Source organism: Corallococcus sp. CA049B (assembly GCF_003611685.1).
GTDB classification, from domain to species: Bacteria; Myxococcota; Myxococcia; order Myxococcales; family Myxococcaceae; genus Corallococcus; species Corallococcus coralloides.
Genome location: NZ_RAWC01000058.1, coordinates 21,223 through 42,126 on the forward strand (window position 1 = coordinate 21,223; position 20,904 = coordinate 42,126).

Annotated in this window: 17 protein-coding genes and 6 tRNA genes; 20 read left to right on the top strand and 3 right to left on the bottom strand. The window is 67.6% G+C overall.

The window, feature by feature from the left end; all coding sequences use genetic code 11:
* Nucleotides 1-29 precede the first annotated feature (29 nt).
* The 5 genes from D7W82_RS15625 (at nt 30) to D7W82_RS15645 (ending at nt 1,933) form a co-directional block, all read left to right on the top strand.
* Nucleotides 30-103, top strand: a tRNA-Pro gene (locus D7W82_RS15625).
* A 39-nt stretch (nt 104-142) separates the two neighbouring features.
* Nucleotides 143-216 (top strand) — tRNA-Arg (locus tag D7W82_RS15630).
* A 94-nt stretch (nt 217-310) separates the two neighbouring features.
* Nucleotides 311-384 (top strand) — tRNA-His (locus tag D7W82_RS15635).
* A gap of 15 nt (nt 385-399) precedes the next feature.
* Nucleotides 400-473 (top strand) — tRNA-Arg (locus tag D7W82_RS15640).
* 236 nt (nt 474-709) lie between these two features.
* Entirely contained in the window at nt 710-1,933 is a 1,224-nt protein-coding gene (locus D7W82_RS15645; protein WP_158617670.1) for a serine protease, read from the top strand.
* A gap of 93 nt (nt 1,934-2,026) precedes the next feature.
* Here D7W82_RS15645 and D7W82_RS15650 read toward each other — a convergent pair whose 3' ends face one another.
* Nucleotides 2,027-3,307, bottom strand: coding sequence for a hypothetical protein (locus tag D7W82_RS15650; RefSeq protein WP_158617671.1), 1,281 nt, complete (start codon nt 3,305-3,307; stop codon nt 2,027-2,029).
* A gap of 295 nt (nt 3,308-3,602) precedes the next feature.
* Nucleotides 3,603-4,685 (bottom strand): phage recombination protein Bet, encoded by a 1,083-nt coding sequence (gene bet, locus D7W82_RS15655; protein ID WP_120619121.1) that lies wholly within the window; start codon nt 4,683-4,685, stop codon nt 3,603-3,605.
* A gap of 333 nt (nt 4,686-5,018) precedes the next feature.
* Here bet and D7W82_RS15660 point away from each other — a divergent pair.
* From D7W82_RS15660 to D7W82_RS15730, 15 genes are all read left to right on the top strand, one after another.
* Nucleotides 5,019-5,091: transfer RNA gene (locus D7W82_RS15660), tRNA-Lys, on the top strand.
* 130 nt (nt 5,092-5,221) lie between these two features.
* Nucleotides 5,222-5,303 (top strand) — tRNA-Leu (locus tag D7W82_RS15665).
* Nucleotides 5,304-5,407: 104 nt separating this feature from the next.
* Complete coding sequence (gene tig, locus D7W82_RS15670; protein ID WP_120619131.1) at nt 5,408-6,685, top strand: trigger factor; 1,278 nt, start codon at nt 5,408-5,410, stop codon at nt 6,683-6,685.
* Between the two features lie 47 nt (nt 6,686-6,732).
* Nucleotides 6,733-7,353, top strand: a complete 621-nt coding sequence (gene clpP, locus D7W82_RS15675; RefSeq protein WP_120619122.1) for an ATP-dependent Clp endopeptidase proteolytic subunit ClpP — start codon at nt 6,733-6,735, stop codon at nt 7,351-7,353.
* A gap of 232 nt (nt 7,354-7,585) precedes the next feature.
* Nucleotides 7,586-8,869 carry an ATP-dependent Clp protease ATP-binding subunit ClpX gene (gene clpX, locus D7W82_RS15680; protein WP_014394869.1) on the top strand — a complete coding sequence of 428 codons (1,284 nt, stop codon included), beginning with the start codon at nt 7,586-7,588 and terminating at the stop codon, nt 8,867-8,869.
* A 185-nt stretch (nt 8,870-9,054) separates the two neighbouring features.
* The gene (locus D7W82_RS15685) at nt 9,055-11,241 is read left to right on the top strand and encodes a prolyl oligopeptidase family protein (protein ID WP_233587607.1); all 2,187 of its coding nucleotides are present in this window, start codon (nt 9,055-9,057) and stop codon (nt 11,239-11,241) included.
* A gap of 194 nt (nt 11,242-11,435) precedes the next feature.
* On the top strand, nt 11,436-13,889 hold the full coding sequence (gene lon, locus D7W82_RS15690) for an endopeptidase La (protein ID WP_120619123.1): 2,454 nt from the start codon (nt 11,436-11,438) through the stop codon (nt 13,887-13,889).
* A gap of 53 nt (nt 13,890-13,942) precedes the next feature.
* Nucleotides 13,943-15,724, top strand: a complete 1,782-nt coding sequence (locus D7W82_RS15695; protein ID WP_370451003.1) for a peptide ABC transporter substrate-binding protein — start codon at nt 13,943-13,945, stop codon at nt 15,722-15,724.
* Nucleotides 15,725-15,826: 102 nt separating this feature from the next.
* Nucleotides 15,827-16,711 (top strand): ABC transporter permease subunit, encoded by an 885-nt coding sequence (locus D7W82_RS15700; protein ID WP_120549145.1) that lies wholly within the window; start codon nt 15,827-15,829, stop codon nt 16,709-16,711.
* Entirely contained in the window at nt 16,708-17,520 is an 813-nt protein-coding gene (locus D7W82_RS15705) for an ABC transporter permease subunit (protein WP_120619124.1), read from the top strand. The genes D7W82_RS15700 and D7W82_RS15705 overlap by 4 nt, the downstream gene beginning before the upstream one ends.
* 65 nt (nt 17,521-17,585) lie before the next feature.
* Nucleotides 17,586-18,035: a response regulator gene (locus tag D7W82_RS15710; protein WP_014394875.1), complete on the top strand. Its 450-nt coding sequence runs from the start codon at nt 17,586-17,588 to the stop codon at nt 18,033-18,035.
* A gap of 60 nt (nt 18,036-18,095) precedes the next feature.
* Nucleotides 18,096-18,641 (top strand): YqgE/AlgH family protein, encoded by a 546-nt coding sequence (locus D7W82_RS15715; RefSeq protein ID WP_120619134.1) that lies wholly within the window; start codon nt 18,096-18,098, stop codon nt 18,639-18,641.
* The gene (locus D7W82_RS15720; protein ID WP_120619125.1) at nt 18,641-18,898 is read left to right on the top strand and encodes a BolA family protein; all 258 of its coding nucleotides are present in this window, start codon (nt 18,641-18,643) and stop codon (nt 18,896-18,898) included. The genes D7W82_RS15715 and D7W82_RS15720 overlap by 1 nt, the downstream gene beginning before the upstream one ends.
* 17 nt (nt 18,899-18,915) lie before the next feature.
* On the top strand, nt 18,916-19,233 hold the full coding sequence (gene grxD, locus D7W82_RS15725; protein ID WP_120619126.1) for a Grx4 family monothiol glutaredoxin: 318 nt from the start codon (nt 18,916-18,918) through the stop codon (nt 19,231-19,233).
* Between the two features lie 81 nt (nt 19,234-19,314).
* Nucleotides 19,315-20,715 (top strand): DUF2914 domain-containing protein, encoded by a 1,401-nt coding sequence (locus tag D7W82_RS15730; protein ID WP_233587608.1) that lies wholly within the window; start codon nt 19,315-19,317, stop codon nt 20,713-20,715.
* Here D7W82_RS15730 and D7W82_RS15735 read toward each other — a convergent pair.
* On the bottom strand, nt 20,696-20,904 hold a 209-nt coding region (locus tag D7W82_RS15735), incomplete at its 5' end, for a 16S rRNA (uracil(1498)-N(3))-methyltransferase (RefSeq protein ID WP_147439348.1). The two genes, D7W82_RS15730 and D7W82_RS15735, sit on opposite strands and share 20 nt — an antisense overlap.

A 20,904-nucleotide genomic window follows, 5' to 3' on the forward strand; every position in this document is an offset into this window, starting at 1 on the left:
CCGCGTTAGGCGAAGAATGCGGCACTTCTCGGGGCGTAGCGCAGCCTGGTAGCGCACCTGCCTTGGGCGCAGGGGGTCGGAGGTTCGAATCCTCTCGCCCCGATTTGAAGTGCTGTGATGTTTCAGCAGTGAGGACCGGCCAGCTCCAGTAGCTCAGCTGGATAGAGCACCGACCTTCTAAGTCGGGGGTCGCAGGTTCGAGCCCTGCCTGGGGCGCTAATCTGCTGGCCGGTGGTTTTGGGCCTTGAACGGCCCCGGTTTCCACGGTAGGAGACCGCCGCAGCAACGCCGTGCGACGTGCGAAGTGACGGCGAATGTAGCTCAACTGGTTAGAGCGCCGGACTGTGACTCCGGAGGTTGCCGGTTCGATCCCGGTCATTCGCCCTTCTTTGCTTCCCCGCGCCTATAGCTCAACTGGATAGAGCATCGGCCTTCGAAGCCGAGGGTTGGGGGTTCAAGTCCCTCTGGGCGCACTGTCTCAACCCCCTCGAAGCCGCGTCCGATGCCGCCTCCCGGCTCCGCGCTTCGACTTCCCCCCAGTCAAACGCAGCCACCATACTCCGTGTGGTGCTGGAATTGTTCATGGGGAAATAATTCCTTTCATTCGTGTCTTGCTTGTCTAAAAGCCCCCGCGCTTTCCGTGAAGGGGACTATGACAAACAAGACGAACGTGGCGCGTTGGGGCGCCTCGCGAAGTGTGGCGATGTGGATGGCCGTCGTGTCCGGGCTTTCGGCCGGTGCGTGTGGATCCGCGGAGGATGCTCTCGATACCGTCGAGCTGCGCACCCGCAAGGACCACGCCTATGATTGGACCGACGACCGCACGGATGTCTACGCCCATGCGGATCCCGCGTTGGTGGACCTCGCGCTCCACTCAACTCCAACCTACGGGTCCGCGACACCTGCGGCCGTCGCGGCGAGCCAGACGCTGGGGGCCAAGTTCAACCTCTGCCCCACCGAGCGCTTCCTCAACGACCCGACGCTGGGCTCCTGCTCGGGGGTGCTCGTGGATGATGACCTGATCTTGACGGCAGGGCACTGCCTCAACAACGGTTCGGTCGTCGGGAGCAAATGGTCGTTTGGCTATTACAAGACCTCCGCGACGACAGTGGCGACCGTGACCAGCGAGGATATCTTCACGGTCAGCGAGCTCGTTCTGAAGGCAGGGTCCACCGGAGCGAATGACTACGCGTTCCTGCGGCTGGATCGGCCTGCCACACCGCGCTTCACCCCTGCAAGGGTGGCCTTCGGTACCTATCCGCTCTCGTTCGGGGCCCCTGTTGCAACGATTGGATCATCTTCAGGGATGCCATTGAAGATTGATTCGGGGGGGACCGTGCGGTCGACCACAACCAGTGGCTCTTATTATGACGTGAGCCTGGATGTCTTCCGGGGCAACTCGGGAGGCGCGATCTACGCGCGCGGAGGCAATACTGTCGCTGCCCTGGTGACCACCGCGACTGGTGGGGAGTACGTACCGGGTCCCACTGGAACATGCAATGTGGCTGCCCAGTGGACTTTGACCCCGACAGCGCAAGGAACCGTGATCCACCCCATGCTGGATGCCCTCTGTGCCACGCCGGGCTTCACCAGCAGCCGGCTGTGCTTCAACTTCAAGGGCGCGATCGAGGGCATCGACAGCGCGGGCTGGGTGACGGGGTGGATCTTCGACCGCAGGACGCCGGAGGCCCAGGTCACGGTGACCGTGAACCTCGTCCGGACGTCATTCCCTACCATCGGCACGACCTTTACGGTCCAGACCGACCGGCTCCGGCCGGACATCAACCAGCAGTTCGGGCTCACGGGGACCCATGGCTTCCGCTTCCAGATTCCCTCTTCGTACTTCAATGGCTCAGGCTTCGTGGGGGGCACCGTGCCTGATACGTCATTCCCGTATGTCTACAACCTGCCAGGCGGCCCGATGACCTTCTAGGTGCCCTGTCATTGACGGGACCGCCCGTCTGGGCATGAAGACGCCCGCGCCCCTCTTCGGGACGCGGGCGTCGTTGTGCTCAGCGAACGCCGTCTACTGAATCAGCGCCGGCCACCACCGGACGCGGCACGCGGTCGAGTTGATGCTGTGCCTGTTCCCCTCGGAGTCGTAATACCCATCCGTGCGGGACCTGCTGGGGAGTGTCTCGGTCACCGTCCCATCCTTCGCCAGTTTCAGGGGGCCGCAGGCCTGTTCTGGAGCGCCCTGGGAGGGGAGCTGGAACTGCGCGCATGACTGTCCTGACGGTGCGATGAGCTCCACCTCATGCCGGCAGTCCCAGGAACTTCCCCCGCCGCGCGCGTACCGGAGGTAGCCGGTGCCAGCCGGAAGCCGGAGCAGGGGTCGCCCCGCATCCTGAGCAAGCCAGGTGGGAGCAGGACGGCTGGAGCGCTGCAGCGACTTGAATGCCGCCACCCAGCTCTTCACCCCGCTCGCGACCCCCAGGAACAGTCCCTCCTGCGCTCGGGGAACGAGCTCGTAGGTTCCCGCCGGGGCCTGGCCCAGCGCGAGGAAGGGGAGGCCGGGCTGGCCTGCGACGTCCACCCAGACGCCTTCCACCGTGGAGGCTCCGAAGCGGGTGTCGCCCGCGGCCAGCAACAGGGTCTGTCCCTGTGCGTCGACTCCCAGGGCCTTCAGTGGGGCGCTCAAGGACACAGGGACGCTCCAGCGGAGCTCACCGGTCGCGCTGTAGGCCTTGAGGGTGCCATCCGCGAGGAAGGCCCGGAGCCCGCCTGTGGGATCCACCGCGGTCATCACGACCCGCGCTGTTTCGGCGGGGAGCGTGGTGAACTCCAGGGAGGTGGTGTCCAGGTACGTCATCCACGGAAGGCCTCCGTCCGCGGGCGTGCTGAAGCCCAGGACGCCACCGGACTGGGAGGTCGGCGTGAAGGTGGCCCCGCTGCCCGACAGGTCCCAACCATCCCGGGCTCCGACATAGAGGTCCTGTGAGCCGCCGCTCCATCTCAGCGGGAGGACCACGTTGCCTGCCCCGTCCGGCACCGGCTCATCGCACGTGATGGGTGAAGAGTATTGGCCGTACTCCTCCCACATGGTCCCCATGAACCGCCACGCCCCGAGCGCTTCCGGCGTGACCTGGGGTATGGACTCGCACTCCGCGGGGTCGGGGAGGGGATCCGGTTCTTCTTCTGGGGATGTGCCCGGATCCGGATCCTCGACGGGGCCGCCCGTGTCCGGCTCTTCAGGAAGTGTTCCCGGATCCGTTTGCTCCGGCGGCGGAAGCACCTCACCGGAGACCGGCGCTTCGTCCGGGACATCCACGTCCACGACTTGAGGGGCCGGGGCGGGCTCCTCCATTCCGTTCCCTGCGGGCTGCGCTGGCGCGGAGTTTCCGCACCCCGCGCCCACTCCTCCCACGAACAACCCCGCCACGATGAACCGCCATGCCCTGCGCCCGACCATGTCCCCAGCTCCATCCCGGTCAGTGTCCTTGACCGAGAGTGCAGGTGGAGACGCACCACATGGAATGCCAGGGGCCGCACCAACATGACCCGGAACATGTCGAGCGGATGTTGAACGCAGGAAAACAAGACGCCCGCGTCCCCTCTTCGGGAACGCGGGCGCCTTTTCAACTCAGCGAACGGCGTGGGCTTCAGGCCTCCGGGTTCGTCCCGGCGCGGTCCTTGGGGGCCGGCACCTGGCAGCGCAGCTCCGTCTCCGCCTCCAGCGCGGTGAGGTTCTCGCGCATGGCCTTCGCCCACTTGGCCCGGGGCTGCTCCATCAACTTCTCGTGCGCCAGGTCGATGGTCTCGCTCAGCTCGTCGTCGGACAGCTCGGACGTCGTCTTGCCCTTGTGCGGACCGAACGCCACCACCACCGCGCTCGCCCTCGGGCGCTCGGGCGTCTGGGACACGGGCACCGCCGCCACCGTCGTGGCCGGCGCCAGCGGCACGTCCACGTCCAGCCGCGCCTCCTCCTTCTCCGGCGCACGCGCCGCCTTGGCGGCCTCCGCGGAGGAGGGGGCCGGAGCGAGGGTGGGGAAGGACGCCTTCACCGGGCCCGGTTTCGAGCCCAGCACCTCGTAGGAGCCGGAGGCGGGCGCGGGCTCGTCGTGCGCGTCGTACTCCTCCGCCGGCATCTCCTCGCGCACGTACAGTCCTCCGAAGGCCTCCGGGTACGCCTTGCGCAGCGCCGCCACGCGCGCGCACTTCTCGATCATCGTCGTGGGAATCTTGGCCCACAGCGGCGTCTGCTGGACGTAGCCGGAGAAGTCCAGCCAGACGACGACCGGCAGCTTCCCCTCGCGCACCACGCGCGACCAGGCACCCACCAGGGCGCCCTTGCGCTTGGCCGGGTTGAAGCGGTGCACCACCTCGCCCTTGCCCTGGTCCACGACGATTTCGTCCTCGGCGAACACCGCGCTCGCCTGGATGCCCTTGAAGTCCGGGAAGCGCTCCGCCCGGGCGAGCATCCCCGCCTCGGAGGGCTGGAACTCGTACTTCGTCACCCAGTTGGGCCGCTCGCGGTTGCCCACGTTCTGGCGGCGCGCCACGCAGAACGCCTCCTTGAGGAGCGGATCCAACCCGCTGCGCTTGCACTGCTCGATGAAGAGGGCGAACTCGTCCTCGCTGATTCCCCGGGGGCAGATGGTCCGCTTCACCAGGTCCACCCGCTCCCGGTTCCAGGCCGCGCCCTGCGGCGACGTCGTTCCATCCGCCTTCACATTCGCATCCATCACTGTGTCTCCAGCACCGCTCGAAAAGGCGGACGACCCTCGCCCGCCCACATGGTCGCCGCGGGAGCACGGCGCACGACCCGTGGAGCAGGGGCCTGGACGGGACCCTGCTACAGGCCTGCAGCGCGAACCGCGGCGTGGATCAACATGCGAGCCGGGCCGGCCCTTCGCATCGCTTCCCGGTCGCGGGGACGGCCGGCCGCACGCCGGGCATCCGGTTCCGACGCGGAGAATGTGAGGGGGGTGCAAAAACGTTTTGACAGAGCGGGCGGCGCCCGGTATTCACCGCGCCACCTCGGACGTCGCGCAGCCAACGCGGCCGAACGCAAAGCCGGGAGCGTAGCTCAATTGGCAGAGCAATGGACTCTTAATCCATAGGTTGTGGGTTCGATTCCCTCCGCTCTCACTCGCAGGGCCCCTTCTGGAAACGGAAGGGGCCCTGTGTCTTTTCCGGCACTCCCTGACGGGGAGGTTGCGCACGGGAAAGGCCCTGTCCCCCACGGACGTTTCGCGGTAGGACGGTCGCACGACGCGTCGGGCGGGTGGCGAAACTGGTAGACGCGCCAGACTTAGGATCTGGTACCGCAAGGTGTGAGGGTTCGAGTCCCTCCTCGCCCATTTCGCGTTGACCCGTTCGTGCCTATCCCCTAAAGCCGCACGTCCCACTTTCCGGTTGCCGCCCCGGGACGCGAAGGCCCGTGGAGGCGGCGAGCGAGGCCCGCATGAAGGTCCAGGTCGAAGAGCTCTCTCCCATCGAGAAGAAGCTCTCCATCGAGGTCGACTCCGCCCGCGTCGTTGAGGAGCTCAACCGCGCGTACACCGCGCTCAGCGGCCAGGTGAAGATGCCCGGCTTCCGTCAGGGCAAGGTCCCCCGCCGCATCCTCGAGCAGAAGTACCGCGAGCAGGTGGAGGACGACGTCATCCAGCGCGTCGTGCAGCGCGCCTACCTGGACGCCGTGCGCGAGCACAAGGTGGAGGCCGTCGCCTCTCCCCAGGTCACCAACTCCGGCCTCAAGCCCGGCGCCCCCTTCAACTTCGAGGCGCGCGTCGAGGTGAAGCCGAAGGTGGAGGCCAAGGACTTCGAGGGCCTGGCGCTCACGAAGGTGGACACCGCCGTCGCGGACGACGCGGTGAACCAGCAGATCGAGAACATGCGCCAGAACCTGGGCCGCATCGAGCCCGTCACCGACCGCGACACCGCGGCCCAGGGCGACCAGGTCACCATCGACTTCGAGGCGAAGGTGGACGGCAATGCGTTCCCCGGCAGCAAGGCGGACGGCATTGGCGTGCGCGTGGAGGACGGCGACCTCATCCAGGGCAACATCCCGCAGCTGGCGGGCGTGAAGGTCGGCGAGTCCAAGGACGTGGAGTACACCTTCTCCCAGGACTACCAGGCCGAGGAGGTCCGCGGGAAGACGGCCGTCTTCCACATCACCGTCAAGGAGCTGAAGAAGGCGGTGGTGCCGGAGCTCAACGACGACTTCGCCAAGCAGACGGGCGTCGCGCAGACGGTGGACGAGCTGCGCGCCAAGGTCCGCTCGGACCTGGAGAAGGCCAAGAAGAACCAGGCCACCGTGGACGAGCGCGACGGGCTCATCAAGGCGCTCCTGGAGAAGAACCCGTTCGACGTGCCCCGCGCCATGGTGGAGCGCGCCATCGACTCCATGATGGAGGGCGCCTTCCGCCAGATGCAGCGCCAGGGCATCGACCCGCGCCAACTGGGCCTGGACTTCAACCGCCTGCGCGACGAGATGCGGGAGAAGGCCACCCTGGAGGTGAAGGGCACGCTGCTCTTCGAGGCCATTGCCCAGCAGCAGAACATCCAGGCGTCCGACGAGGACGTGGAGAAGCGCATCGAGGACCTGGCCATCGAGGCCAACCAGCCGGTCGCCCAGGTGAAGAAGTACTTCAAGGGCCCGGACGAGCGCCTTGGGTTGTCTCTGCGACTCCGCGAGGAAAAGACGATTGAATTCCTCAAGGGCCGGGCGAAGTATTCTTGAGGTCTTTTCCTCAAGCCTTCTGAGTTCCTTCTAGAGGTCCATCCGACATGCCCTTCATGCCCGTCCCCTACGTCATCGAGCAGACCCACCGGGGTGAGCGCTCGTACGACATCTACAGCCGGCTCCTGAAGGACCGCATCGTCATGCTGGGAACGGAGATCGACGATGACGTGGCCAACGCCATCGTCGCCCAGCTCCTGTTCCTGGAGTCCGAAGACCCGGACAAGGACATCAACCTCTACATCAACTCGCCCGGTGGCTCGGTGACGGCCGGTTTGGCCATCTACGACACGATGCAGTACGTCAAGGCGCCCGTCTCCACCATCTGCGTGGGGCAGGCGGCCTCCATGGGCGCCGTGCTGCTGCTCGCCGGCGCGAAGGGCAAGCGCTACTCGCTGCCCTCCAGCCGCATCATGATCCACCAGCCGTTGGGCGGCGCGCGCGGCCAGGCGACGGACATCGAAATCCAGGCCCGTGAAATCCTTCGCATGAAGGCCAAGCTCAACGAGCTCATCGTCAAGCACACCGGCCAGACGATCGAGCGCGTGGAGAAGGACACGGACCGCGACTACTTCATGGGCGCCTCGGAGGCGAAGGCGTACGGCATCATCGACTCCATCCAGGACCCGCGGAAGGTCGTGGGTGTGAAGCCGGAAGAGAAGAAGTAGACACCGCGATACGCGTGGCGGCCGGGGTGTCAATCACCCGGTCGGCGGCCGGGGGTGCTGGGAATCTTCTCCCGCGCCTCCGGCCTTCGCGTTTCTCCCCTCACCGGCATTTTCCCCTTGTTAAGTACCCGGAAGGTGCGTGGACGTTCCGGATGGGGGCTGACTAGATTGGGCAGGGGCAGGGGACCGGTGCGAAGCGGGTTGGGGCCTTTCAGGCGCAGCGAGGGATTTCATGGCGGGTAAGAACGTGGAGAAGCGAGACAACCAGACCCTCTGCTGCTCCTTCTGCGGCAAATCGCAGAAGGAGGTGAAGAAGCTCATCGCGGGCCCGACGGTCTACATCTGCGACGAGTGCATCGGGCTGTGCAACGACATCATCGCGGAGGAGATCGACCGCGAGGAGACCAAGGACACCAAGCTGCGCATCCCCCGGCCCTCTGAAATCAAGGCCGTGCTGGACGAGTACGTGGTGGGCCAGGAGCGCGCGAAGAAGACGCTCTCCGTGGCGGTGCACAACCACTACAAGCGCATCGAGTCCAAGGTCGCCATGGACGACGTGGAGCTGCAGAAGAGCAACATCCTGCTGCTCGGCCCCACGGGCTCCGGCAAGACGCTGCTCGCGCAGACCCTGGCGCGCATCCTCAACGTCCCCTTCACCATCGCGGACGCCACGTGCCTCACGGAGGCCGGCTACGTCGGTGAGGACGTGGAGAACATCATCGTCAACCTGCTCCAGGCCGCGGACCACGACATCGAGCGCGCGCAGCGGGGCATCGTCTACATCGACGAAATCGACAAGATCGCCCGCAAGTCGGAGAACCCCTCCATCACCCGCGACGTGAGCGGCGAGGGCGTGCAGCAGGCGCTCCTCAAAATCATCGAAGGCACGGTGGCCAACGTCCCGCCCAAGGGTGGCCGCAAGCACCCGCAGCAGGAGTTCCTGCAGGTGGACACCACCAACATCCTCTTCATCTGCGGCGGCGCGTTCGGCGGCCTGGAGCAGGTGATTGAGCGGCGCCTGGGCGGCCGCAGCCTGGGCTTCGGCGCGGAGATCCAGTCGCGCAAGCAGCGCAACCTGAGTGAGCTGCTCAAGCACGTGGAGCCGGAGGACCTGCTCAAGTTCGGCATGATTCCGGAGTTCATCGGCCGCCTGCCCATCATCACCGCGCTGGAGGAGCTGGACGAAGGCGCGCTCGTGAACATCCTGGGCGAGCCCAAGAACGCGCTCACCAAGCAGTACCGCAAGCTCTTCGAACTGGACGGCGTGTCGCTGAAGTTCACCGACGGGGCCCTGAAGGCCATCGCGTCGGAGGCCATCCGCCGCAAGGCGGGCGCTCGCGGCCTGCGCTCCATCCTGGAGACGGCCATGCTGGACGTGATGTACGAAATCCCGTCCCGCAAGACGGCCCGCGAGGTGCTCATCTCCGAGGAGGTCATCCTCAAGAAGAGCGAGCCCGTCGTCCTGCACTCGCAGGACAACAAGGAGACTCCGGAGCCGAAGAAGGAATCGGCTTGAGCGAACTCATCCTCTAGGGGCTCGCAAGGGCCTGACGGGGATGACGGGGCGCGTCACGGTCATTGGACCGGGGCGCGCCCTTCGTCTTTCCAAAGGGGCCTTGCGGGCGTGGGGGCGGGCCCCACTTTTTGCGGGCCGGGGCCGGGGGCTTCTTGTATCTGCTGTTACCCATGAGAAAGCTCCTCATGCCTGCCCTGTTGTCGCTCGTGGCCTGCACCTCCGCGAAGGAAGCCACGCGTGATGAAGCCCCCGCCGCGTCCCAAGCGACGCAGAGCGCTCCGGCCCAGGAGGGCCCCTCCCGCATGGCCTACCCGGCGACCCGTTCCGACGCGGTGGTGGACACGCTGCACGGACAGCAGGTGGCGGATCCGTACCGCTGGCTGGAGGACGAGAAGGCCCCGGAGGTCCAGGCCTGGATGAAGTCGCAGGACGGCTTCACCCGCGACGCGCTGGCGAAGATGCCGGGCCGCGACGCGCTGGCGAAGCGCTTCACGGAGCTGTTCTACGTGGACTCGGTGACGGCGCCCTTCCGCCGGGGCAACCGCTTCTTCTTCATGCGGACCCACAAGGACAAGGAGAAGGCCATCGTCTACTGGAAGGACGGCGAGTCCGGACAGGAGAAGGTGCTGCTGGACCCCAACGTCATGAGCAAGGACGGCCCGGTGTCCCTGGGCCGCTGGGTGCCGTCGTGGGACGGCAAGCGCGTGGCCTTCCCGGTGCGCCCCAACGCCGCGGACGAGGCCACCCTGCACGTCATCGACGTGGACACCGGTGAGTGGTCCAAGGTGGACGTGATTGAGGGCGCGAAGTACGCCAACACCCACTGGATGCCGGACGGCAAGGGCTTCTACTACGAGTGGCTGCCCACGGACCCCTCCATCCCGGTGGACGCGCGCCCGGGCTACACCACGCTCAAGTTCCACAAGCTGGGCGAGGATCCGAAGAAGGACGTCGTGGTGCACGAGCGCACCGGCGACCCGACGACGTTCCTCCAGGGCGACCTGTCGCGTGACGGCAAGTACCTCTTCGCGTCCATCCTGCGCGGCTGGAGCGAGAACGACGTCTACTGGAAGCACCCGGCGGAGAAGGACTGGCGGCTGCTCGTGAAGGGCAAGGGCGCCAAGTACAGCGTCATCGCCTGGAAGGACCGCTTCTACGTCGTCACCGACGAGGGCGCCCCGCGCCAGCGCGTCTTCGCCGTGGACCCCAAGAAGTCCGAGCGCGCGAACTGGAAGGAGCTGGTGCCGGAGGACCCCAAGGCCACGCTGGAGAGCGTGTCGCTGGTGGGCGGCCACCTGGCGCTGGAGTACCTCAAGGACGTGACGACGGAGCTGCGCATCACCACGCTGGAGGGCAAGCCGGTGCGCACCGTGCAGCTGCCGGGTGTGGGCGCCGCCAGCAACCTGATGGGCCTGGAGGACCAGGACGACGCCTACTTCTCCTACAGCTCCTTCACCACGCCCCGGCAGGTCTACCGGACGTCCGTGAAGAGCGGGAAGGTGGACCTGTGGGCGAAGGTGGAGGTGCCCATGGACCCGGACGCGTACACCACGGAGCAGGTCTTCTTCACGTCGAAGGACGGCACGAAGGTGCCCATGTTCCTCGTCTACAAGAAGGGCCTGAAGAAGGACGGCACCGCCCCCACGCTGCTGTACGGGTACGGCGGCTTCCTGGTCAGCATGCAGCCGGGCTTCCGCGCGAGCATCCTGCCGTGGCTGGACGCGGGCGGCGTCTACGCGGTGGCCAACCTGCGCGGCGGCGGGGAGTACGGCACCGCGTGGCACGAGGCGGGCCGGGGCGCGAACAAGCAGAACGTCTTCGACGACTTCGCGGGCGCGGCCGAGTACCTGGCGAAGGAGAAGTACACGCAGGCGAAGAAGCTGGCCATCTACGGCGGCAGCAACGGCGGCCTGCTGGTGGGCGCGGCCATGACGCAGCGCCCTGAGTTGTACGGCGCGGTGGTGTGCGGCGTGCCGCTGCTGGACATGGTGCGCTTCCACCTGTTCGGCAGCGGGCGGACCTGGGTGCCGGAGTACGGGTCGGCGGACGACGCCGGGCAGTTCAAGACCCTGTACGCCTATTCGCCCTACCACCACGTGCGTCAGGACGTGCAGTACCCGCCCCTCTTGATGATGAGCTCGGACCACGACGACCGGGTGGACCCCATGCACGCGCGCAAGTTCGTGGCGGCGGTGCAGAACGCGAAGGGCAATCCGGCGCCCACCCTGCTACGCATTGAGGCGAACGCGGGCCATGGCGGGGCGGACCAGGTGGCCAAGGCCATCGAGTCCAGCGTGGACATGTATGCCTTCCTCTTCCAGGCCCTGGGCGTCGCATGGCCGGATGCCGGGCTGGCGGCCGAGAGCCGCTAGAATCGGGGCAGGACACACTCCTGCCTCCCGGTGTTCCCTTGAAGGCAGGGTGCGGACCCCCAATCTTGAGCGGGGAACGGGTCCTGCGACCGGCGTGTTATAGAGCAGCGTTTCACCCTGCATGCGCGCTTGGGCGGCATGTGGGCAACTCTTGAAGGGCCTGCCTGTACGGCAGGCCAGCGGGTGGCGGATACATGTTCTTCGGACGTGACGACAAGAAGGAAGCCCAGAAGCGGGGCCTCACCATCCCGCTCTTGCCCCTTCGGGACATCATCGTGTTCCCGCACATGGTCGTTCCGCTGTTCGTCGGCCGGGAGAAGTCCATCGCGGCGTTGAAGGACGCGATGGCCCACAAGGGGCCGGATGACAAGGCGGTCATCCTGCTGGCCGCCCAGAAGAAGGCCAAGACGAACGACCCCTCGCCCGACGACATCTTCCACTTCGGCACCATTGGCCACCTCATCCAGCTCCTTCCGCTGCCCGACGGCACGATGAAGGTCCTGGTGGAGGGCGTGCGCCGCGCCAAGGTGAAGAAGTTCCACCCGAACGACGCCTTCTTCATGGTCGAGGTGGACGAGGTCGAGGAGACGCTGGAGAAGAGCGTGGAGCTGGAGGCGCTGGTTCGCTCCGTCCACTCCGTCTTCGAAGCCTTCGTGAAGCTCAACAAGCGCATCCCGCCGGAGATGCTGATGCAGGTCGCCAGCATTGACGACCCTGCGCGCCTGGCGGACACCATCGTCGCGCACCTGTCGTTGAAGCTGAACGACAAGCAGGCGCTGCTCGAGACGGAGTCCCCGGCCAAGCGCCTGGAGAAGCTCTACGAGCTGATGCAGGGCGAGATCGAAATCCTCCAGGTGGAGAAGAAGATCCGCACGCGCGTCAAGAAGCAGATGGAGAAGACCCAGAAGGAGTACTACCTGAATGAGCAGATGCAGGCCATTCAGAAGGAACTGGGTGAGCGCGACGAGTTCAAGAACGAGATCCAGGAGATTGAAGAGAAGCTGAAGAACAAGCGGATGAGCAAGGAGGCCACGCTCAAGGTCAAGAAGGAGCTGAAGAAGCTCCGGATGATGAGCCCGATGAGCGCCGAGGCCACGGTCGTCCGCAACTACATCGACTGGATCATCAGCCTGCCCTGGTACGACGAGACCCAGGACCGGCTGGACGTCACCGAAGCGGAGCGGGTGCTCAACGAGGACCACTACGGCTTGAAGAAGCCGAAGGAGCGCATCCTCGAGTACCTGGCCGTGCAGCAGCTGGTGAAGAAGCTCAAAGGGCCCGTGCTGTGCTTCGTCGGCCCCCCGGGCGTGGGCAAGACGTCGCTGGCGCGCAGCATCGCTCGGGCCACGGGCCGCAAGTTCGTGCGCCTGTCGCTGGGTGGTGTGCGTGACGAGGCGGAGATCCGCGGCCACCGCCGCACGTACATCGGCGCGATGCCGGGCAAGCTCATCCAGTCCCTGAAGAAGGCGGGCAGCAACAACCCCGTGTTCCTCCTGGACGAGATCGACAAGATGTCCACGGACTTCCGTGGTGACCCGAGCGCGGCGCTGCTGGAGGTGCTGGACCCGGAGCAGAACCACAACTTCAACGACCACTACCTGGACCTGGACTACGACCTGTCCAAGGTGATGTTCATCTGCACCGCGAACACGATGCACAACATCCCCGGTCCGCTGCAGGACCGCATGGAGGTGATCCGCATCGCGGGGTACACCGAGCCGGAGAAGCTCTCCATCGCGCGGCGCTACCTGATTCCGAAGGAGCAGGAGGCCAACGGCCTCGCGGACCTGAAGATCGACATCACCAACGACGCGCTGAAGACCATCGTGCACCGGTACACGCGCGAGTCGGGCGTGCGCTCGCTGGAGCGTGAGATTGGCGGCGTGTTCCGGAAGATCGCCCGCGACGTGCTGAAGAACGGCAAGCGGGACCTCATCGAGGTGGACCGCAAGCAGGCGATGAAGTTCCTGGGCACGCCCCGCTTCCGCTACGGCGTGGCGGAGCGCGAGGACCAGGTGGGCATCGTCACGGGCCTCGCGTGGACGGAGCTGGGCGGTGAGATCCTCACCACGGAGGCCACGTCCATGCCGGGCAAGGGCAAGCTCATCATCACCGGCAAGCTGGGCGAGGTGATGCAGGAGTCCGCCCAGGCGGCCATGTCCTACGTGCGCAGCCGCGCGGAGCGCTTCGGCATCGACCGCAAGGTGTTCGAGAACTACGACATCCACGTCCACCTGCCGGAGGGCGCGATTCCCAAGGACGGTCCGTCCGCGGGCGTCACCATGGCCACGGCGCTGGTGAGCGCGCTGACGCGCGTGCCGGTCCGCAGGGACGTGGCGATGACGGGTGAAATCACGCTGCGTGGCCGTGTGCTGCCCATTGGCGGTCTGAAGGAGAAGACGCTGGCGGCGCACCGCGCGGGCATCAAGACGGTCCTGATTCCGAAGGCGAACAAGAAGGACCTGAAGGACATCCCGCTGAAGATCCGCAAGGCGCTGCGCATCGTCCCGGTGGAGTTCGTGGACGATGTGCTGCGTGAGGCGCTGCTCCTGGAGAAGCCGGAGGAGTTCGGCCGCAAGGGAGCGGGGGACAACCTGAAGACGGGGCTGTCCGTGACGGAGTCGGTGTCCACGCCTTCGCAGGCCTGAAACCCGCTTGAGTCCTGGCCCTCTTGAAGGGGCCGGGCAGTGACGAAGCCAGGATGCCGGCCGACCAGGGGTCGCCGGTCTCCTGGCTTCTCTCTTTTTTACGAGCCGGTCGGGGTACAACGCGGGGAGTGGCTCCGCGCGCGCGAATCCTGTCCTACTCCCTGGTGCTGGTGATGGCTGCGGCCTGCGGGCCGTGCGGCTTCCAGCCGGAGCCGGGCGTGAAGGTGGTGGTGCCGGCGATGCCCACCACGCTGGACTGGAGCCACTCGGATCCGCAGAGCTGGGTGAACTACCCGGTGATGCTGGCCACGCAGAAGGGGCTCACCACGTTGGGGGCGGACCACTCGGTCCAGCCGGGCCTGGCGGCGCGGTGGGAGCGTGAAGCGGACGCGGCTGGCCATGAGGTCTACACGTTCCACCTGCGCGAGGACGTGACGTGGTCGGACGGCTCGCCCGTCACGGCGCGCGACTTCGTCTTCGGGTGGCACCGGGCGCTGCTGGGCCGCGAGCGCGGCGAGATGGCGGACCTCCAGGGCGCGGAGGAGGTGCTCGCATTGCAGGAGCGCGGGGCGCCGGAGGCGGACGTGAAGGCCGCGCTTGCTCGCGTGGGTGTGGAGGCGGTGGATGCCCGGACGCTGCGGGTGACGCTGGCGCGGCCCCGGAGCTACTTCCTGGCGCGGCTCGCGAACGTGTACCTGTTCTTTCCCGCGCCTTCGGCGGACCTGGAGGGCAAGTCGGACGAGGCGGTGCGCGACTACTTCGACCGGCCTCGCGACGGGCGACCGCTGGCGGTGGGGCCTTATCGCGTCGAGCGCTGGGACCGCGCGGGCGAGCGCGTGCGGCTGGTCTACAACCCTCGCAGTGCGTTCCTCCCGCCGATGGGGCCCGGTGAGACGCCGGCGCCGGTGCTGACGCTGATGAAGTCGGAGATCGGCCCTGCGCTGTACGAGCGGGGCCGGGTGGACTTCGTGTTCGTGGACAGCGCGGCGGCGCTGCGCGGGATGAAGGCGGCGGACCTGAAGCGGGAGCCGCTGTTGTCCACGTACTTCCTGGGCTTCAACACGGAGCGTCCGCCGTTGGACCGGCCGGAGGTGCGCCGGGCGCTGGCGCGGGCGTTGGACCGGGAGGCGCTGCTCGCGGGGCTCTTGCCGGCCGCTCGCGCGACGAACGTGTTGCTGCCTCCGGAGCTGCCGGATGCTGCGACGCCGGAGCAGGCGGCTTTGCTGCCTCGCTATGAGCCGGAGCGGGCGAAGGCGGAGCTGGCGGGAGTGAAGGGGTTGGACCGGCCGCTGCGGCTGGTGGTGAAGGCGGGGGATTCGTTCGTGCCGGAGGAGGCGCTGGCGGAGCGCATCGCGGCGCAGCTCGCGAAGGTGGGCGTGCGGGTGGTGGTGGATTCGCGGTCGGACTTCTCCGCGGAGGTGGCTCGCAGGACGCCGCAGGGGCCGCGCGCGTATGACCTGTTCCTGCGGCGGTTGGGCGCGGACTACGCGCACCCGAACACGTTCTTCACGCTGTTCGAGCGGCAGGGCAACCACCAGACCGGATGGGAGACGCAGGGCGGCGGCGAGCCGATGCGCCGCTTCGAGCAGCTGCTGGAGGAGGCGGACGGCGACCCGGATCCGGCGCATGCGCGCGAGCTGTACGCGAAGGCCCAGGAGGTGCTGGTGGGGGAGGAGGCCGTCATCGCGCCGCTGTACCACCCGGACCGCTACTTCCGGGCGCGGGCGCGGCTGCACGGCCTGGACGTGGATCCGTTCAACTTCCTCGCGCTGCGCGCGCTGCGGCTGGGCCCGGATGAAACGCCCTCGGCCCGCGCGGAAGGGCAGGGGCCCTAGCGCATGCGCATGGACTCCGTGATGCGAGGTGTGGCGCCTCCGCGTGAGTGGCTGTCACGAGGCGAGAGGCCGCGTGCTTCAGCAAGGCAGGAGCCGTAGCGCATGCGCCTCATCGCGACGCGCCTCGTGCGCCAGCTCGTGCTCGTGCCGGTGGTGGCGGTGGCCTCGTACTTCCTCATGGCCGCATTGCCGCTCACCACGGAGAGCGACAACAAGCGGCAGGTGTCTCCGGAGCTGGCGGCTTCGTATCAACGCGACCTGGGCATCGGTGAACCGCTCGGGTTCCTGCGGCCCTGGGAGAAGCTCTTCGCCGGGGAACGTCTGGGCACCAGCGCTCAGGGCATCACCGGCGATGAGCTGCTCCAGAAACTCTCTGGCAGCGTGGGCGTGGGCCTGGTCGCGCTTCCCCTCGCGCTCGCCTGGGCGGTGGGCTTCGCGCTCCTGCGCACCCGGTGGCGGCGGGGACGCTTCGCCGTGCTCGGGGACGTGCTCCCCGCCATCGCGTTCGGGACGCCCGTGTTCATCCCCGCGCTGCTGCTGGCGCCCGCAGTGGTGGAGCGCGGACACCTGCTGCCGGAGCTGTGCGCCGCGGTCGTCATCGCCATCTGGCCCGGGACCTTCCTGGGCACGCTCGTGGGCGACGCGCTGGAGACAGAGCTGTCCCGTGACTACGTGCGCACCGCGCTCAGCAAGGGCCTGGACCCCGGCACCGTGCTGCGCCGCCATGTCCTCCCCAATGTGTGGCCCGCGCTCCTGGACGCCGTGACGCCCGTCGCCACCGCGCTGCTCGCGGGCTCGTTCGCCGCGGAGCGCGTCTTCGGCCTGCCGTACTTCGGTCAGCTCTACGTGCTCGCCGTCCTCAACAAGCAGGTCGCCGTCGTCGTCGTGTCCACCACCACCTTCGCCACCGTGCTCGTCGTCGTGAGCCTCACCGTGGAGCTCTTGCGCATGCTCGTGGATCCACGCGCCCGGGAGGCCCGCGCTTGAGCCGCATCCCCCTGCGCGCCTGGGTGGGGCTGGTGCTCCTCGTGGGCCTGGGCGCCTTGAGCCTCGTGGCTGGCCGCCTGTTTCCCGAGGCCCTCACGAACACCTGTCCGCTCGGCTGGGACCTGAACCGCCCGGACCGCAGCGTGTGCGAGCTGGCCTTCGGCGGCCTGTGGGTGTCGCTGGCAATCGGGCTCGCGGCCGGCGCGCTGTCCACCGTGCTGGGGCTGGCCGTCGCGGCGCTCGCGCGGCTGTCCGGCGGGGTGACGGAGCAGGTGCTCCTGCGTGCGGTGGATGCCGTGTTCGCCCTGCCGGATGTCCTCGTGGTGATGGTGCTCCAGCTCGCGGGTCAGTCCCTCATGGACGCGGGCATGGGCGGGGGCCTGGGGCCCTTTGGCTTGATGGTGACGTCCCTGGCCCTGGTGGGCTGGGCCGGTCCCGCGCGCATGTTCCGCGACCGCCTGGCCACGCTGGAGGGCCAGGAGTACGTGGCCGCCGCTCGGGCCCTGGGCGGCGGGGGGGTGCACATCCTTCGCGTGCACCTGTGGCCGCCGTTGCGCCCCTTCGTGCTGGCCGTGTTCCTGAGCCGCCTGCCGAGCGCCATCCTCACCGAGTCCACGGTGAGCTTCTTCGGCATCGCCCGCATGGAGCCCATGTCCCTGGGCCGCTACCTGGGCACGTCCTACGCCGCGCTCATCTACGAGGGCGGTGGCCGCGTGGTGATTCCCGCCTGGGGACTGCTCGTCCTGCTGGTGCTTGGCGCCTCGCTCGCTTCCCAGGCGTTGGGGGGAGGTACCCGTCGCGAAGTGTGAGGAATGCCGCACATTGAGGCAACGGTTTCACACGGACGGAAACCCTTTGCCCTCAGGTGAACATCATGTCCCTCCCGACGGAAGAAATCCCCCTCTCGCCTGCCCGTGATGAGCGTCCGCGTGACGACGGTCTGCGCAAGGAGACCGTCCGGGGTTCGGTGCTGGTGGTCGAGGACGACGCCGCGCACCGCGAGCTCCTGGTGGAGCTGGTGAGCACCTGGGGCTACGACGCCATGCCCGTGGGCAGCGCCGAGGAGGCCGAGTTCGCCGTGCGCAACAAGCGCATGGACGCCGCCATCGTGGACGTGTTCCTGCCCGGCCGCAGCGGCACCACGCTCATGTCCAAGCTGCGCGAGAAGTTCCCGCAGGCCGTGCTCATCGGCGTGAGCGCCATGAGCGACGCGGCCACCGCTCGCAAGTGCAAGGGCCTGGGCGCGGACCTCTTCATCGGCAAGCCGTTGGATCCGGAGAAGCTGGCCAAGGCGCTGAAGTCCAAGCACCAGAGCTGGCACTGAGCGCAGCAGGGGAGCGGGTTCCGGTTGCACACCCCCGCCGGACGGCCGATGCTCCCTGGCGTGAAGAACCTCGCCTCCGGCTTCCTGCTGGCCATGCCCCAGCTTGGAGACCCGAACTTCTACCGGTCGGTCATCCTGATGATCGAACACGGGGAGACGGGCTCCATGGGGCTCGTCGTGAACCGGGGAGCGCCCCTGACGCTCGGTGAGCTGGCGCGCGGTCAGTCGATGGACATCTCGACGGACCGCGTGTCGCAGCCGGTGTTCGTGGGCGGCCCGGTGGAGCCCCAGCGGGGCTTCGTCCTGCACGATGATGACTCCGTCGCGGAGAAGCACTCCGTCCTGCCCGGCCTCTACCTGAGCGTCACGCTGGACGCGCTGGGCCCGCTGCTGCAGCGGACGAGCCCGCGCGTGCGCTTCTGCCTGGGGTACGCGGGCTGGGGCCCCAAGCAGCTGGAGAATGAGATCGCCGCGGGCTCGTGGCTGTACGCCGACGCCACCGCGGACGCGGTGCTGGGCCAGGACCCGGCGAAGTTGTGGGATGCCACCCTGCGCGGCCTGGGCGTGGACCCGGCCATGCTGGTGATGGGAAAGGGGATGAACTGATGCTCGACGCAGAGACGCTTCGCCGTTACCTCCTGGACGCCCTGCCGGGCTCGGAGGTGGAGTTGAACGACACCACGGGGACGGGAGACCACTTCGAGGCGCGCGTCATCTCCCCCGCCTTCACCGGCAAGACGATGGTGGAGCAGCACCAGCTGGTGTACGCGCCGCTGCAGCAGTGGCTGAAGTCCGGCGAGCTGCACGCGCTGGCGCTCAAGACCTATTCGCCCGAGCAGTGGAAGAAGCTCGGGCCCCGCTGAAGAAGGAGCAACGATTCATGGATCCGACCCTCAAGGCCCAGTTCGACGAGACGGTGAAGTCGCACCCCATCGTCCTCTTCATGAAGGGCAACGCCCTGTTCCCCCAGTGCGGCTTCTCCGCGCGCGCGCTCCAGCTGCTCCAGCCGCTGGGCCCGGTGCACACGGTGGACGTGCTGGCGGACCCCACCGTGCGCCAGGGCATCAAGGACTACTCCAACTGGCCCACCATTCCGCAGGTCTACATCCACGGGAAGTTCGTGGGTGGGTCGGACATCCTGATGGAGCTGGCCGAGCGCGGCGAGCTGCAGGACCTGGTCGCGGCCGGCGGCAAGTAGGCGCTTCAAGAGGGAGCGGGGCCGGGGGGAAGACCCGGGCCCCGTCCCCCGCGTAGACTGGGCGGCGGTCGCCAAGAGGGGTTGAAAGCCGCCGTGCTCACCGTCACACCGCCTGAGTCGAAGCCGCAGGACGCGTCCAACGAAGTGCCCGGAGTGCCGGTCGAGGGTGGCCCCCTTCCTCCCGGCGCGAACGTCGCGGTCGCCACGCCCGGCGCCGCGGTCGCGGATCCGGACGACCTCGTCAGCACGGAGAAGACGCCCAAGCTGGTGGACCGCGTGCAGGCCTTCCGCGCGAAGTACGAGAAGCAGGAGATGGCCCTCTTCTTCTTCGCGGGCTTTCTCTACGACGTCCTCACGCTGAGCCCCGTCGACGACGCGCTCACGGAGGTGCAGAACTTCGTCTACCTGGCCATCCTCGCGGGCCTGCTGGTGCTGGAGCAGCGCTACCCCGAAGGCGTGGAGCCGCCGAAGCTGCTGGCGAAGGTGTGGCGTTTCCGCGAGGACGCGCTGCACTTCTTCATGGGCAGCCTGCTCAGCGCGTTCACGCTGTTCCTCTTCAAGAGCTCGTCGGGCTTCACGCCGCTGCTGTTCATGGCGGGCATGTTCGGGCTGCTGGTGGCCAACGAGCTGCCGCGCTTCCGGCAATTGGGCCCCGTCATCCGCGTGGCCGTCTTCAGCCTGTGCGTGACGCTGTACTTCGCGTCGCTGCTGCCGGTGCTCTTTGGCCGGGTGGGGTGGTGGATCTTCACGCTCTCCGTCGTGCTGGGCTGCGGGAGCGTGTATGGGCTCTTGCGCGTGCTCAAGCGGTGGCGGCCGGATGAGAAGGCGCTGCTGCGCACGGTGGCGATTCCCGGCTTCGGCGCGCAGGCGGTGCTGCTCGGGTGCTACTTCCTGGGCGTGATTCCGCCGGTGCCCCTGGCGGTGCAGTACAGCGGCATCTACCACGCGGTGGAGAAGGTCCCCCAGAGCGTCTATGGCACCACGGGCGTGTATCGCCTGACGTCGGACGCGCAGCCCTGGTGGAAGGTCTGGACGGCGTTCCACCGCGGTGACCAGGAGTTCACGGTGCGCAACGGCGAGCAGCCCGTGTACTTCTTCCGCATCTTCGCGCCCAAGGGCTTCGAGAGCTACCACGTGGTCGTGCGCTGGTTCCAAGACCACCCGGAGAAGGGCTGGACGGCGCTGGGCAAGGGCTATCGTGCCTCGGTGAGCAGCAATGGCTCGGAGGGCGGCTTCCGCTACTACGCGCGGCCGGGCATCCCGCTCAAGCCGGGCGACTGGCGCGTCGTGGTGGAGACGGAGGCCGGGCACGAAATCAACCGCCTGAACTTCACCGTCATCGACGGCACGGGCACCGAGAAGCCCGAGGCGAAGGTGGACGTGTCCGTGCTCAAGACCACCAAGCCGCTGCCGCTGGAGGTCTGGGAGAAGGACCATCCCCCGAAGGCCACGGCCCCCGCGGCTACGGCGCCGGCGCCTTGAGCAGCGTCACCTGACCCAGCAGCACCGGCACTGCCGTCTCCACGCGCAGGATGCGGGGGCCCAGCGAGAAGGGCAGGAAGCCGTGGGCTTCCAGCAGCTCCGCCTCGAAGGGCACCCAGCCGCCGTCCGGGCCGATGGCGAGCACCACCCGCGTGGCGCGCGTGATGTCCCGGGCCTGGAGGGAGAGGC